Genomic DNA, 13,964 nt, shown 5'->3' with positions numbered 1-13,964 from the left:
TTCGATAGAGTTTTTTCGCTTCGGTATTTAACGCTTCTGCCCCCCAACCCCCAAAATCTGGGAGACTTTCGGACAGGATTTCTTGCTCAAAGTCCCCCAAACTTGGGGGATTTAGGGGGCTGCCTGGAGTGATCGCTACAGCGAGGAATCTCATCGAATTCACGTTAATTTAACTCGATCGCTCCCGTAATCAATTTCCAACAGGGATCATCTCCTTGCCATCCGGTTGTAGGTCGGTGCGGCATTCCCAAACTGACAGTGACGAGACAGGGCGTTTGTAGAAAATCATCTGCCTCCAAGCGATCGATCAACACGGGATCAGTAATAATCGCATTCGTTAAAATCTTTCCTGTCTTGGTCACGAGCGATCCTTTCCACGATCGTCCGCCTTGGGCCTTGGGCTTACTGCTAACCGAGAATTCTTGAGCATAGACAAGTTGAACGGTGCGCCTTTCTGAAAGTGGAAGCACGTTGAGCGCCGTCACCGTCACATACTTCTCAGCGTTGTGTAAGATCTCAGCGTCATGGCTGCAATAGTGCAAAACGTCCGCTGGGGCAACTCGCCCGACTCGTTTCCAGACTCCCGGCAGGAGCGATCGATTTTCTAACGCTGTCTCACTCGGCTCTTCTTTTAAAGGAATCTCCAACACATCCAAAATCTCAGGCTCTTGACCATCAATCAGTCTCATGTCGGGGGTAATTCGCCCATCCGCCAAATCAGAAATCGGACGAATCCAGCTACCTGTTGTAGGATCAATCCCCGCAATGCAGCGATCGCCATATTTCAAAGCGTTAGCAAGACAGATGATCTGAGTCATACGCATCAAGATTTCACCAATCTAATTTTGACGAGCTACTGAATCTTTATCCCCATCCCTCCTCGCAGTGCGGAACAAAGTTCTCCCTCATCCCTCATCCCTCTCGTTCAAGTCGATCCCCATCTCTCGCAGTCTTGCAGCCAACTCATCACTGCGTCTACGTTCTGCCTCTAGCTCGGTTAGAGCAGTCTCCGCACGTTGGCGTTCTGCTTCTAGCTCCGTTAAGGCGGTCTCTGCACGTTGGCGCTCTGTCTCCGCACGTTGGCGCTCTCGATCGCGCAGTTGAGCTAACTCTGTAAAACCTAAAAACCTGTCTCCATCAGGGCGATAAATCTCCAAAGTTTCTGAAGTTATCTCAAACCGAATTCCCAATAAAGGACTTGTCCAGCCTGACGCTTCTTCGATAATTTCGAGTTGTTCGCCCCGCTGCCAGCCAATTAGCTCATTATCGTCAGGGTCATAGACGTAATACTCGGCAACCTGGTGGCGATCGTAAAACTTGAGCTTCTTCACCATTTCCTTGAGCCGATTGCCCGGAGACAAAATCTCAAATGTCACTTGAGGAGGGAGGTTGTCTTCTTCCCACTGTTTATATGACCCGCGATCGCCCTTGGGTCTGCCAATGACCACCATGACATCAGGAGCTTGGCAAATCGTGTTGTCGCCCTCGATCGGATACCACAGCAAATCACCTGCCACAAATATATTGGGATCGTCAACAAACAGCAGTTCTAGATTTTCTTTGATTGTCACAATCCAGCGAAACTGCTTGGTATTATCTGCCATCGGTCGCCCATCGCTGTCTGGGTAATGAATCTGAGAAACGGTTTTGAGGAGCGGCTGCATCATCACTATCACCAAAGGCGCGACTTCTTGTAGCAAACTCAAAGCGACCCCTTGCGGGTAACTCGATGAGATCGCAGGTAACGTCTCCCCTGCATTGTGCCATTTCTGCCTGAAAGATGGGAGAGAGACGATCGCAAAGAAATTCATCTTGTAGAGAAGAGCAAACTCTACCTAAAGATGGGGTCTGTTCTCTCTGTCAGATGAGGTTGGATGCTCAATTGTCCAGCACTCTAAAGAAGGTACACAGAGACATTTTGCTCCAATTACCAGAATTTAATCTCTAGATAACCAGAAGCTTCAAACATCCTGTCAGACTGTGATGCGGGTAACATATAATCCCAGTATTTATGTCTACAATGTCATGGAGAAATCTTTCTATATCTTCCACAAGCGATAGTAGTCGGAGAACTTCCATTGAACCAAGGCTCAGATCGAGGAGACAGCACCCCCGCTGCAACCATTTCCGTTGTGATTCCAACGGCCAATCGACACGAGACGATCGCTCAAGCAGTTGAGAAAGTTTTTGAGAATACCATTCAACCTTTTGAGGTGATTGTGGTTGATCAAAGTCAAAATTGTTTGACTCGCGATGCCCTGGTAGATTTCATCCAAGCTAACAAAATTACTTATCTAAAAGACGAAGGCTCAGGCGCTTCTAGAGCTAGAAACATTGGTTGGAAAAATGCGTCAGGTGAGATTATTGCTTTCACCGATGATGATGCTCAGGTCGATGCTCAATGGTTACAAAATATTCGGGACACGTTTACTCAAACTGACCTCAAAATCGGTATCCTTGGCGGCAAGATCATCCCTTGCTATGAAGACAAAAACCCTAACTGGAGCATTCCCACTCAATGGGAACATCTCTTGCCCGCTTACGATCAAGGAGATGAGTTGAGCCTCTATCCCGAACACACTTTACCCGCCTGTGTGAATTATTCAATTTGTAGATCGCTCTTAGAAAAATTCTCTGGATTTGACGAAGATTTGGGGCCCAACAAAAGTCGAGAAATTCAAATTTATGGAGAAGACAGCGAACTCGCACTTCGCCTCAAACAGAGTGATTACAGTCTGGTTTATAACCCTGCTTGCGTGGTCTATCATCCTGTTCCTTTAAGCCGACAAAGCCAAAACTTCCTTAACAAAAGGCTGCTTTCGGAAGGAGCGACTTATGCCTATATGAGGATTAAGGCAAAGAGTGATCTATTAACTGATCTGACAACGCTCTCCAAAAGTCTGGTGCGCTATGCATCTCTGCTACTGATTGGAAACCGAGGTGGCGAGCTTCACTACTTACAAGGAAAGATCTTGATCATGCTCAAGTACGGTCTTCTCAAGCAGCGCCCTCAGACTTCGCTAAAGCAGATACGTGAGATCAGAGGAGATGCGTTTCAAGCGTGAGTATAAACTCAAAAGCTCAACCGCAATTAAGGGCGAATTAAGTGTTGCTCCGATCGCCGATTGTTGTTAAATACTCTAACCCGCTGCATCAATCCGTACACCAGCAAAAATCCCAACGGCAAGCCTGACCCCGCCATCGCAACCGGAACAACCGAAGCCGAAAATCCAAACGTCAGCCCCAACCCCAAACTTACCCCAAAGGCAGTCGTTAGCAGTGAAATGAGCGTTGCCGCCTCTGGTTTGATTTTGCGACTGACAAAGTGTTCGACAACAACGCCAGTTGCTCCCCCCAAAATGCCTCCGCCTACAAACCCGATCGCTACTCCCGCTAAGAGCGCGGCTCCTGGCAGGGCGATCGTCTGCGTCAGCGCAATCAGAACCGTCAAAACGCCTGTGGCTACGCCCGCAATCACCCCTGCATTTGCGCCAGAAGATGCCCCCGCGACAGACAACATCCAGGCGGCGACCTCGCATCCAACGGCGACCCCAGCAGCAGTGCCCAAAATCACTCCAGAGGAGGCTAAAGCCACGGTTCCGGTAATCAGAGCGATCGACGAAATTAACCAGGCAGTCGAGATCGCAAAAGCATTGAGAACCACCAGCGGCACCATTGTGGCACTTCTGAGCTTGAGACGAATCGGACTAGTGCGAATGTGCAGAGTCAGCGTATAGGTTTGAGTAGCGGTATTGGCGTGTAAAAGCAGCTTGCGATCGTAGAGTTTGTTGGGAATCAAGCGATCGCTATGAATCGAAATCTCACAGTCTGCGTGATTACTTTCAAACTGAGCAGGCGCAACGGTGATCCAGGGGTGAGCCTGATCACTCGGATGGGACGCAACCTGCCATCTGCCCTGCAATAAAGTATCAGGGATCAGATTGGTGACAGTCACCGTTTGGGTCAAGACTTCTCCGGGTCGGTTGACCGTAAACTCTAGCGTAGACTGACTCAATCGAGCATCTGGCAGCCGCATGGGGTGATCAGGCAGCGCTTCTAAGGCCACTTTGGCATTTGAAAATCGAGCCTTGACGCTGGGTTCGACCATTTTTTCTAGCCAGTTTGTCCAGAATAGACTCAGTTTCGGCACCAGATGTTTGAAGCTGACTCGATAGGTGATGTCGATTAAATTTCCGACTTCGGTCGTCTTGGTTTTGGTTAATAGACAAATTAGCGTAATGCCCAACCCATAGAGATCAGACGCTTCGGTTAGCTGACGGTTAAACAACTGTTCGGGGGGCATAAAGCCGAGAGTGCCTTTGACGACGCTACTCATGCCCACTTCGCCATCGCCAATCCGCGCAAAGCCAAAATCTACCAGGTAAACATTGAGTTGATCATCGACCAAAATGTTTTCTGGCTTAACATCTCGATGAATAACGGGGGGAATGCGATTTTGCAAATAAATCAAAATCTCCAGGGCAGAAATCGCAATCTGCTCAACGTCACTGGGGCTAAAACTCCGCACTTCAGCCAGAGAGTTCGCATTTTTGAATTCTTGCACCATGCAAAACCCACTATCGCTATGAAACGAACTCAAATAGTGAGGAATGCCATCGTGATGCAGCCCGCGCAAAACTTGAATTTCGCGATCGTAGCTATCAAAATCTGCCCAATTAGAACCCGCTCTCGCAAACTGAAACTGCTTAATCACTACCTGTTTGCCAGTTGCAATCTCGGTAGCAAGATAAGTTACACGACCTCCAGCACGATTATGACCTAGTTCTTTTTCGACTTGGTAGCCGTGCTGAGAGAACTCCGGGAAGTCATTCATGAGTCAGTTCTAGCGAGGGGCATCAGCAGATTAGGCACGATTGAAACCTAATTTTACAAACGCAGGAATGGATTGGTTCAATCGCAGCGTTCTTTAAAAGGGAAGCACAAGAGCACTAGATTAGCCAACCCCCTTCAAGAAGAGTTCAAGTTAGAACCGACAAGCTCCAGGCATTTCTAACCAATGAGTTTAGCAGTCAGCCTCTCTTAATTCCCAGGGCAACGGTTGAAGAACCAGTCTGAACTGAAGAACTATACCCACTCTTTTATCCCTTTTCAGGAAAGGAAAGAGGTTCTCTCCCATCCAGGGAAATGGTTACAAAACTCATAGTGAGGTCTACTAGACTGCTGCTTGACGATCACGGTGCAATTCAGGAAGTCTCCACCAGGGCACGTTAGGATTTTCGTGATGTTCTTCGTGATAGCCGAAGTGGTAGCAGGTGATAAAGGAGACGAAACTATTCCAGTTAGTGCTCTGGGCGCGCGTTTCAGTTTGGTAGCCGCTTTCAGGCTCGCGGTGCGGCAGGTAGGTTCCAAAGAAGAAGAGCTGTAGGGAACTGGCGATCGCCGGAGCGACCCAAAACCAGTTGAGGTTAGCTTCTGGAATGTGCAGCAAAAAGCTCATTATGTTGTAGATCACCATCAGTCCCAGCAGGCGCGTCCAACTCCAGTAGCGGAACATGAAGTAGAGATACCAGGCGAAGAAGTTTTTGTGCTTGCCATTGTGAAAGTCGGGATCAGTTTCACTCGCCGGACTTTGATGGTGTAGCCAGTGAGTTCGGATCATTTTTTTGTAGGAGAAAAGCGCGTAGCAGATCAGCGCGATCGACCCCATTAGATTGTTAAGTTTGGGATTGTGCGGAGCAACGGCTCCATGCATTGCATCGTGAGCAGTAATAAACAAACCTGTGTAGAGAAAGGTCTGCCAGACTGCTAAAGCGATTCTTCCCCAGAGTGGTACTCCATCAAGGTCGATCGCCAACAGCGTCAAGAGACTGATCGCCCAAACGCCCATCACCAAAACCGCGACAAAAACTCCACGCTGGGAAGGCTGACTTACAAAATTAACACCTGCGCCTTTGGCGATCGGTTGGGGCTGCATGAGTGCCTGATGAGATTGAAACACACTGTTACTCCACGAGAGATTGCATCAAAACTTTTAGGCCGCACTAATCTGATTGGCTCTCGTTGCCGAGAGTTTGTGATCGACGACTTTGAGTGATAAGAGATTGAGATTTGTGAGCGGCTTTTCAGAGGAACTACCCAGCTCACAATCAGGGCGCAGAATGTCTAAAAGGCAGGTTTATGCAGAAATTCACTATTCCAAATCTTCACAAATTTTAACATTGCTTGGTGATTCGCGGCCGTCCATCTACAGGAAGGAAGTACAATCGCCCTGACAAGGTTAATCCGTCTGCACGTAAAAGCGTGGGTTTGAGTGGTTTCCTGTATGGCCCTTAATAAACTTTTCTGAACGCTTTCCATCCTATAGGGTCAACCTGAGTGCGCTATCCCCCTGGGGAACTAAAGCACCAACGCCCCCAAAGACAGACATTTCAAATACTTAAATTAAGGTTCTCTTTCTAAGTGAATGCAACTCAATTATCTCTAACTTTTCTGTGTGGAATACGACCCTTTTGAGCCGTCAGAATCTAACAAAAGTAAGACGATTTCTTGAGCTAATTCGGCAAACTAATGGATAATATCTCTTACATTTCGATTGCAGAAATATGGCTTCTACAGTTCTGATTACAGGGGCTTCTCAAGGAATTGGTAAAGCGATCTCGCTGCTATTTGCTCAAAAGGGTTACAACACAGTATTAGCGGCTCGAAATAGCGATCGACTCGTTGCATTAACGCAAGAACTCAAAACATCAGGTCACGCTACATTGGCAGTTCCGAGTGATGTGAAAGATCCTCAACAGGTCAAAAATCTTGTCGATCAAGCGTTGGCAGAATTTGGATCGATCGACGTATTAATCAATAACGCAGGTATCTACATTTCGGGGCCCGCCGAAGCCTTCTCACTGGATGACTGGCATCAAGCGATCGACACCAATTTGTGGGGCTATATTCATACTATTTACGCTCTACTCCCTCATCTGCTGGAGCAAAAAAGCGGCACCATTGTCAACATTAGTTCGATCGGGGGCAAAGTGCCGATTCCTTATCTTGTCCCTTACAGCACGGCTAAGTTTGCGGTTACAGGTCTGACCCAATCCCTGCAATCAGAACTTTCACCCAAGGGCATTACGGTTTGTGGAATTTATCCCAGCATTATCAAAAGTGACTTTTTGGAGCGGGCCATCTTTCGGGGTAAGGATGCGGCCGACCAGAGCGATCGTCGTCAACAGGTTGAGCAAGTTCTCAGTGTGCCTGTAGTCGAGAAGCCTGAAGATGTCGCCAAAGCCGTTTGGGAAGCTGTAAAACACAAACGAACAGAGGTGCTTGTCGGCTCTGCTAATCCTTCTCTCGTGTCCAATCGGCTTTTTCCTGATTTGATGCAATGGGTGATGCGTCGGACTTTTAAGAATAGGGATGAGGCATGAGGCATGAGGGATGAATAGAGACTTTTAGTTTTGACGCAGAAGGCACTTGCTAGGTTGAGAAATTCTTCTGGTTTGGGAAGGCAGACCTCGTTTCGATAGATACGGTTTTGACCGCCAGCCACGATTACCGAAGTCAGCCCTACCCTTTCATCAATTATTCTTGGTGAATGACTTCTCTATCAACTTTGGCAGGTTTTAGAAAAAGCCAGCTAACGAAAAAGAACGACGCTGTAAAAAGTTGAACGATGTCGAGAGCAGAGAGGTAACCATCCGAAAAGGATGCGATCGTGCGATCGGTGATGCCAAACAGCCAGCACGAAACTCCCAGGAGCCAAATCCCATTTTTGAGACTTGAGACGAACGCAATCAGATCAGACGTTTGTTGACGAGTCATTTCGGCTCCTTTTGATCAGCAAACGGGTAGGTTGATGGGTTGATTAACCAATTGACACCGTTTCCCGTTGATGCGTCTATGTTACGAAATATTTCCAAATCTTGCCATAAGTCCACAGATGTACATGGAGATCTCCTGACTTATGGAGTGCTCGTTTAAGTTAAAGAGATTCAAGTCGTTTAGAAGGTATTTTTGAAGCTAAAAAGCTTACCCGACGCGCATTCACGAGTTTTAGCCGAGTGACATTTTTCGGCGATCGCCCTCGTATACCTTGTCACTTCTCAAACTTTTGGATCGAGCTTTAACGGATGCACTTAAATGGTTTGAGTAAATTAAGTAAAGTTCTGTTCGTGAAATTTTGTAGGCGAACCCTGGCTCACGGAGGTCGATCGCGCCTCTGCCCACTACAATTTTGTTTATCAGGGCAGTCTCAAATCTTCTGTCAACTTTTCCACTCCTCCTATCGCCCCCTGAGTTATGCGCCGCCAATCTTCGCCTGCTCGTCGCTATTTAATCGCTCGACTTCGCCCGCTGACCCGTCCTGTCTTTTGGGCACCTGCGATCGTCTTGATGCTGGTCATGCTTTTTACGTGGGAATTTTGGACGCGACCCGAATTTTTGAGTTATTTGGGAATTCAATCAGGCGCTGAGACCGATGAGAATGCGCTTTCGGCAGAAGATCGCGCGATCGGCGCAGATATTGACACTTTGCCGCTGTTGCTCAATGATGTGGGCATTTTGGCCAATCCTGCGAGTCCCGATCAGTCTGGGGCAACTAAGTCAGCCCCTCAACCTACAAATTTGGCCAATCTGCAAGGCATTCCGATCGCAGGTTCTACGACCAATCAAGCTCAACCCAATCAAACTCAACCCAATCAAACTCAGCTCACCCCCGGACTCTTTGGCAATTTAGGCAATTCACCGATCCCGCTACAGCGATCGGGTTTCCCCAACTCAGTCAATAATTCAGGCGGACAGCAGCCTGCTGAGCAAACGCCCTTTGCTACTCAGCAGATCTTCTCAACTAATAATCTGCTTACTCCTTCTTCAATGCCCAGCCCGCTAACTCAAAGTCCCCTGCAATCTCCCTTGACGACTCCGCCTAATGCCACAACGGCCGAAAATCGTCCCCCGTTGACTCCTTCTAGTTTTACTGCTGTCCCTGGGTCAGGCGCGCCGATCGAAGGCACTACCAGTCTGGGCAGTTTTGGCGTTAATGCAACGACTCCCAACAATGCCTCCGCTACTAACTCCTTCACCAACTTAGTCGAAGGGTCTCAGCCGATTTCTGGTTCACAAAATAGTTTGTCTGGTGGGACACCTACGACTCCTTCGATCGCGCCCCCCCTTCAATCCAGTACGCCCCAGTTCAATCCTGGACAACCGCTTCCAACTCCAGGATTAGGAGCCTCACCCGACGCTTTTGCGCCTCAACCTTCGACCCAGGCCATTCCTGCAAACAACATTCCTCTGTCTGCCCCTCGCCCGATCCCAGGTCGGTTTATCGGTGGCGGACAAATTAACACGTTTTCTAATCCTTAGACCTTAGACAAGAGACCCAAGACTTGACCCTGCTCTATGTAAAGTCTCAAGTCCAAAGTCTCTAGTCTCTTCTCTAAGTTAACGTCAGTTCGATGAGAGTGACTCGCTTCGTTGCGATCAGCTTCAGCCCCCTAAATCCCCCAAAATTGGGGGACTTTGACCCAGAGAAAGTTCCAGAGTTCAAAGAAATTATGCTGATTCAAAGTCCCTCAGAATGGGGGATTTAGGGGGCGAATCCCCTGGCAACGAAGCGAAAAAGTTTATCGAACTGACGTTAAGTTAAAACTCCCTTAGAAGTGCCGAATAATTGCATCCGCAAATTCGGAGCATTTCAGAGGCGGCTCGACGGGAGGTTCCATCATTCTGGCCAGGTCGTAGGTGACTTCTCGATGCTCGATCGCCGCGCCCAGCCCCTTCTTGATCAAGTCTGCCGCTTCTTGCCAGCCCATAAATTCCAGCATCATCACGCCAGAGAGAATGACTGAACCGGGGTTGACGCGATCGAGTCCCGCATGTTTGGGGGCTGTTCCGTGAGTTGCTTCAAAAATGGCACAAGAATCCCCAATATTGGCTCCTGGCCCCATGCCTAGCCCACCGACGATCGCCGCTGCCGCATCGGATAAATAATCGCCGTTGAGATTCATCGTCGCCAAAATTGAATACTCATCAGGACGAGTCTGAATCTGTTGAAAAATGCTGTCTGCAATGCGATCGTTGACCATCACTTTTTCTTTCCACTGACCGCTGCCGTGAGATTCGCCGATCGCGTCTAACACAGCTTTCACCTCGTCGCAGATGGCGGCTTTCTTTTCGACTGTCAACCCATCAAAGCCTGGATCGATCTGACGAGCGTTGTCTTCTAGCGAAATCCCAGGCTGACGCTCCACATTATCAAGAATCCAGGACTCCCGCTCAGTCACACACACTTCTCGAAATTCTGTCGTTGCCAACTCATAGCCCCAGTCCCGAAACGCCCCCTCTGTATACTTCATGATGTTGCCCTTGTGTACCAGCGTCACCATTTGCTTGGCTTTAGGCAATCGGAGTGCATGTTGCATCGCCCGCCGGACTAATCGTTGAGAGCCTTTTTTACTGATGGGCTTGATGCCAATTCCAGAATCAAGCGGAATCTGCTTTTTGCCATGCTCGGGAGTCGCAGGAATCAGATCTTCGTTGAGCAGCTTGATCAAGCGATCGCCCACTTCGCTGCCTTGTTTCCATTCGATTCCTAGATAAATATCCTCTGTGTTTTCCCGATAGATAATCACATCCAGCTTTTCAGGAGTCTTGTGAGGAGAAGGCGTACCCGCATAGTATTTACAGGGACGCACACAGGCATAGAGATCAAAAATCTGACGCAGGGCCACATTCAAGGAGCGAATCCCCCCACCGATCGGAGTCGTCAGCGGCCCCTTAATCGCCACCCCATAAGTCCGAATCGCCTCCAGCGTGTCTTCGGGGAGATACTGATACGTCCCATACTGCTCACAGGCTTCATCCCCGGCATAGACCTTAAACCAGGTGATCTTGCGCTTGTCTCCATAGGCAGCCTGTACCGCCTCATCAAACACCTTCTCAGAAGCCGGCCACAGATCAATCCCCGTGCCATCCCCGCGAATAAAAGGAATAATTGGATTATCAGGGACGATCGGCTCACCGTCTCGAAACGTAATTGCAGAACCAGTGGTGGGCGGAGTAATTTTTTCGTACATAAAATCGAAGGGGTTTATCGAGGGCAATCTGACAGCTTGACTCCATCAAAAGCACATCCATCATCCAAATCTGGCTTGTCGAGTACGATAGATGGGTTAAGGCTGCTCTGTAGGCTACCAAACTTTCTCAAGTGGGGATAGACTGTCTCATCGTGTTTTTTCATCAACTCTTGACGCAAAATTTCCGATCATCAAGAAATATCACAAGATTCTAAAATACGATGAAGTGGCAAGAACAGTTTCATGAGAGAACGTTCCAAATCGTGGCGATCGCTTTCGCTTTACGCAGTTCCATTTAAGATCCATTTGAGAAGGCTAAAACCAAGATGATGTACGTCTTTGCGGGCTACATGGAGACGTGAATGAAAAAGATTCTTGTCGTTGACGATGACACAACCCTTCGCACAGCTTTAATTCGCTACCTCGAAAAGCGGGGCTATCTCGTTCAGGATGCGGCATCTGGGCTTGAGGGCTTGTCCAGTTTTGAGAAAGACCCGCCCGATCTAATTGTGTCCGACGTGCTGATGCCCGAAATGGATGGCTATGAATTTTGCCGTCGGCTACGGGCTACTCGCTTGGGGCAACTGATTCCATTCATTTTCTTGTCCAGCAAAGGAGAAGTTGAAGACCGGGTACAGGGGCACTCGATCGGAGCCGATGACTATCTGATCAAACCCTTTGAGCCGAGAGAACTGCTGGCCAAAATCGAAGCACAGCTAGAACGATCGCGACGGATGAACTCTGAAATCGTCCGGCTGATGCAACAATCCAAAACGACTCCTGCCGCTGCGCCGCCGCCCAGTCCCCTTCCCCTGACCCCTGCCGAAGAGAAAGTCTTCTGGGAAGTGATCCAGGGCTACACCAACAAGCAAATTGGCGATCATCTGTTTGTCAGCCCACGTACCGTCCAAACCCATTTGAGCAACATTTTGAGCAAGCTTCAGCTAGAAAATCGTTCCCAACTCGTGCGCTTTGCGTTTGAGCAGGGCTACAAGCTGCCGATCGAACCGCCTCCTCCCATCGAAGAAGAAGCCTAAACACCGGAATTTTGGGCGATCGCAGATCTCTTGAGTGGACGATCGCCCTCTTCCCCTAAAATCAAGAATGGATAAAGGATAAACAGATACATTCTCATCCCTTACCCCTCTCGCGTAGCGTATTACCCCCAAAGGGGGAACAGATCATCGAAGACACTCCCTCATCCCTTTTTCGCTTGGAGAAACCGCCAGTGGACTTAACTCGCATTCCTGCTCAACCTAAACCCGGTCTGATCAACGTTTTGATCGAAATTCCTGCTGGGAGCAAGAATAAATACGAATTTGACAAAGATTTGAACGCCTTTGCGCTCGATCGCGTTCTTTATGCCTCCGTGCAATATCCCTACGACTATGGCTTCATTCCTAACACGCTAGCCGATGATGGCGACCCCCTCGATGGCATGGTGATCATGGATCAGCCCACCTTTCCGGGATGTGTGATTGCCGCACGTCCGATCGGCATGTTAGAAATGATTGATGGTGGCGATCGTGACGAAAAAATTCTCTGTGTCCCTGACAAAGACCCTCGTTACGTCAACGTCAAGTCGCTCAATGACATCGCTGCTCATCGCCTAGAAGAAGTTGCGGAGTTCTTTAGAACCTACAAGAACCTAGAGAAAAAAGTAACCGAGATTTTGGGCTGGCAGGATGTAGATAAAGTGCTGCCTCTCGTCGAAAAATGCATCAAAGCCTATACCTAGACGTTTACAAAATTAATCAGCACAAAAGAGGCTTGGGAAATTCCTGAGCCTTTAATCTTTATTAGAAGATTGTAATGGTGGGTAGACTGGTAGCTCCCTCACTGAAATGGGTAGCATATGAAGATATCAAAGCTGAAGCGGCAAGCATTTCTACTGTTTAGCCATTGGTGAACCAAACCTTTTTTGACCCAAATGTCACACTCTGACCGTGAGACAACCGCTCCTGATCAACACTCTCAACTCAGATTACAGGCTCTTGAGGCAAGCGCAGATCCAGAAATGACCTATTCACCAGAGTTCGTGATCCAATTTTGGGGGGTGCGAGGTAGCATTCCCGCCCCTGGCAGCGAGACCGTCCGCTATGGGGGAAACACTTCCTGCGTCGAGATGCGAGTCGGTGGCAAACGGCTGATCTTTGATGGCGGCACGGGCCTGCGGGTTTTAGGCAAACAGTTGCTCAAGCAGTCCCCCGTCGAAGCGTACATGTTCTTCTCCCATTCCCATTGGGATCACATTCAAGGCTTTCCCTTCTTTCTGCCTGCATTTATTCCCGGAAACTGTTTTCACATTTACGGCGGCATCGCTCCCAACGGCGCGACCATGAAACAGAGACTCAGTGACCAGATGCACCATCCCAACTTTCCGGTGCCAATGCAGGTGATGAAGTCAGACATGAAGTTTTATGAGCTGTCGGCTGGGGATGTCGTGCAGTTGGATGATATTACGATCGAGACAGGCCCGCTCAACCATCCCAACACGGCTCTAGGCTATCGAATTACCTGGCAAGGTCGCACCGCCGTTTACGCTACTGATACCGAACATTATCCCGATCGCATTGACGAAGATCTGGTGTATCTTTCCCGCGACGCAGACGTTTTGATTTACGACGCTTGCTATACCGACACAGAATACTACGATACCAAAACTCCCAAGATCGGCTGGGGACATTCTACCTGGCAAGAAGCGCTGAAAGTTGCAGAAGCGGCCCGGGTCAAGAAGGCAGTGATGTTTCACCACGACCCTAACCACGACGACGATTTTCTCGATCAGGTAGAAGCCGAGGTGCAAACGATGTTTCCCAATAGCCTATTGGCGCGAGAAGGCATGATTTTGCCCGTAGTTTAGCCCGTTAGCAAAGGGAACAGAATCCGGCGTTGCTGAACAAAGGGATGAATCAAGTGAGTACGGGTATTGAC

At 48.8% G+C, this 13,964-nt stretch carries 12 protein-coding genes; 6 read left to right on the top strand and 6 right to left on the bottom strand.

The annotated features are described in order from the left end of the window. Positions 1-164: 164 nt before the first annotated feature. Positions 165-818 (bottom strand): dual OB domain-containing protein, encoded by a 654-nt coding sequence (locus tag ACKFKF_RS31270; protein WP_446871273.1) that lies wholly within the window; start codon positions 816-818, stop codon positions 165-167. A gap of 87 nt (positions 819-905) precedes the next feature. Continuing rightward, positions 906-1,811, bottom strand: a complete 906-nt coding sequence (locus tag ACKFKF_RS31265; RefSeq protein WP_446871272.1) for a Uma2 family endonuclease — start codon at positions 1,809-1,811, stop codon at positions 906-908. A 267-nt stretch (positions 1,812-2,078) separates the two neighbouring features. Here ACKFKF_RS31265 and ACKFKF_RS31260 point away from each other — a divergent pair, with 267 nt between their 5' ends. Beyond that, positions 2,079-3,065, top strand: a complete 987-nt coding sequence (locus tag ACKFKF_RS31260) for a glycosyltransferase family 2 protein (protein ID WP_446871270.1) — start codon at positions 2,079-2,081, stop codon at positions 3,063-3,065. A gap of 26 nt (positions 3,066-3,091) precedes the next feature. Here the strand turns inward: ACKFKF_RS31260 and ACKFKF_RS31255 are convergent, their stop codons facing one another. Together ACKFKF_RS31255 and crtW are read right to left on the bottom strand one after the other, a co-directional pair. Next, entirely contained in the window at positions 3,092-4,834 is a 1,743-nt protein-coding gene (locus ACKFKF_RS31255) for a serine/threonine protein kinase (RefSeq protein WP_446871269.1), read from the bottom strand. A gap of 339 nt (positions 4,835-5,173) precedes the next feature. Next, the gene (crtW, locus tag ACKFKF_RS31250; RefSeq protein ID WP_446858269.1) at positions 5,174-5,959 is read right to left on the bottom strand and encodes a beta-carotene ketolase CrtW; all 786 of its coding nucleotides are present in this window, start codon (positions 5,957-5,959) and stop codon (positions 5,174-5,176) included. 604 nt (positions 5,960-6,563) lie between these two features. On the opposite strand from crtW, the gene ACKFKF_RS31245 reads away from it, so the two are divergent. Further along, the gene (locus ACKFKF_RS31245) at positions 6,564-7,382 is read left to right on the top strand and encodes an SDR family NAD(P)-dependent oxidoreductase (protein WP_446871268.1); all 819 of its coding nucleotides are present in this window, start codon (positions 6,564-6,566) and stop codon (positions 7,380-7,382) included. Between the two features lie 154 nt (positions 7,383-7,536). Here ACKFKF_RS31245 and ACKFKF_RS31240 read toward each other — a convergent pair whose 3' ends face one another. Continuing rightward, positions 7,537-7,776, bottom strand: a complete 240-nt coding sequence (locus ACKFKF_RS31240) for a hypothetical protein (protein WP_446858271.1) — start codon at positions 7,774-7,776, stop codon at positions 7,537-7,539. 477 nt (positions 7,777-8,253) lie between these two features. On the opposite strand from ACKFKF_RS31240, the gene ACKFKF_RS31235 reads away from it, so the two are divergent. Continuing rightward, a complete protein-coding gene (locus tag ACKFKF_RS31235) occupies positions 8,254-9,318 on the top strand; it encodes a hypothetical protein (protein ID WP_446871266.1) in 1,065 nt (354 codons plus the stop codon). Positions 9,319-9,608: 290 nt separating this feature from the next. On the opposite strand, the gene ACKFKF_RS31230 is transcribed toward ACKFKF_RS31235, so the two are convergent. Next, positions 9,609-11,030, bottom strand: coding sequence for an NADP-dependent isocitrate dehydrogenase (locus tag ACKFKF_RS31230; RefSeq protein WP_446871265.1), 1,422 nt, complete (start codon positions 11,028-11,030; stop codon positions 9,609-9,611). 362 nt (positions 11,031-11,392) lie between these two features. Between ACKFKF_RS31230 and ACKFKF_RS31225 the strand changes: the two genes are divergently transcribed. The 3 genes from ACKFKF_RS31225 (at position 11,393) to ACKFKF_RS31215 (ending at position 13,893) form a co-directional block, all read left to right on the top strand. Then, entirely contained in the window at positions 11,393-12,067 is a 675-nt protein-coding gene (locus tag ACKFKF_RS31225) for a response regulator transcription factor (protein ID WP_446858274.1), read from the top strand. Positions 12,068-12,258: 191 nt separating this feature from the next. Further along, positions 12,259-12,768 (top strand): inorganic diphosphatase, encoded by a 510-nt coding sequence (locus tag ACKFKF_RS31220; RefSeq protein ID WP_446858275.1) that lies wholly within the window; start codon positions 12,259-12,261, stop codon positions 12,766-12,768. A gap of 192 nt (positions 12,769-12,960) precedes the next feature. Then, a complete protein-coding gene (locus ACKFKF_RS31215; RefSeq protein WP_446871264.1) occupies positions 12,961-13,893 on the top strand; it encodes an MBL fold metallo-hydrolase in 933 nt (310 codons plus the stop codon). Positions 13,894-13,964 lie beyond the last annotated feature (71 nt).

The sequence above is a fragment of the Phormidesmis sp. 146-12 genome (assembly GCF_052939495.1).
This window is presented reverse-complemented; position numbering and strand designations above follow the sequence as displayed.

What these genes read in the sequence shown, in the direction of transcription:
- ACKFKF_RS31230 (WP_446871265.1), bottom strand. Translation starts at nt 11,030, where the DNA reads ATGTACGAAAAAATTACTCCGCCCACCACTGGTTCTGCAATTACGTTT.
- ACKFKF_RS31270 (WP_446871273.1), bottom strand. Translation starts at nt 818, where the DNA reads ATGACTCAGATCATCTGTCTTGCTAACGCTTTGAAATATGGCGATCGC.
- ACKFKF_RS31235 (WP_446871266.1), top strand. Translation starts at nt 8,254, where the DNA reads ATGCGCCGCCAATCTTCGCCTGCTCGTCGCTATTTAATCGCTCGACTT.
- ACKFKF_RS31215 (WP_446871264.1), top strand. Translation starts at nt 12,961, where the DNA reads ATGTCACACTCTGACCGTGAGACAACCGCTCCTGATCAACACTCTCAA.
- ACKFKF_RS31240 (WP_446858271.1), bottom strand. Translation starts at nt 7,776, where the DNA reads ATGACTCGTCAACAAACGTCTGATCTGATTGCGTTCGTCTCAAGTCTC.
- ACKFKF_RS31225 (WP_446858274.1), top strand. Translation starts at nt 11,393, where the DNA reads ATGAAAAAGATTCTTGTCGTTGACGATGACACAACCCTTCGCACAGCT.
- ACKFKF_RS31265 (WP_446871272.1), bottom strand. Translation starts at nt 1,811, where the DNA reads ATGAATTTCTTTGCGATCGTCTCTCTCCCATCTTTCAGGCAGAAATGG.
- ACKFKF_RS31245 (WP_446871268.1), top strand. Translation starts at nt 6,564, where the DNA reads ATGGCTTCTACAGTTCTGATTACAGGGGCTTCTCAAGGAATTGGTAAA.
- ACKFKF_RS31255 (WP_446871269.1), bottom strand. Translation starts at nt 4,834, where the DNA reads ATGAATGACTTCCCGGAGTTCTCTCAGCACGGCTACCAAGTCGAAAAA.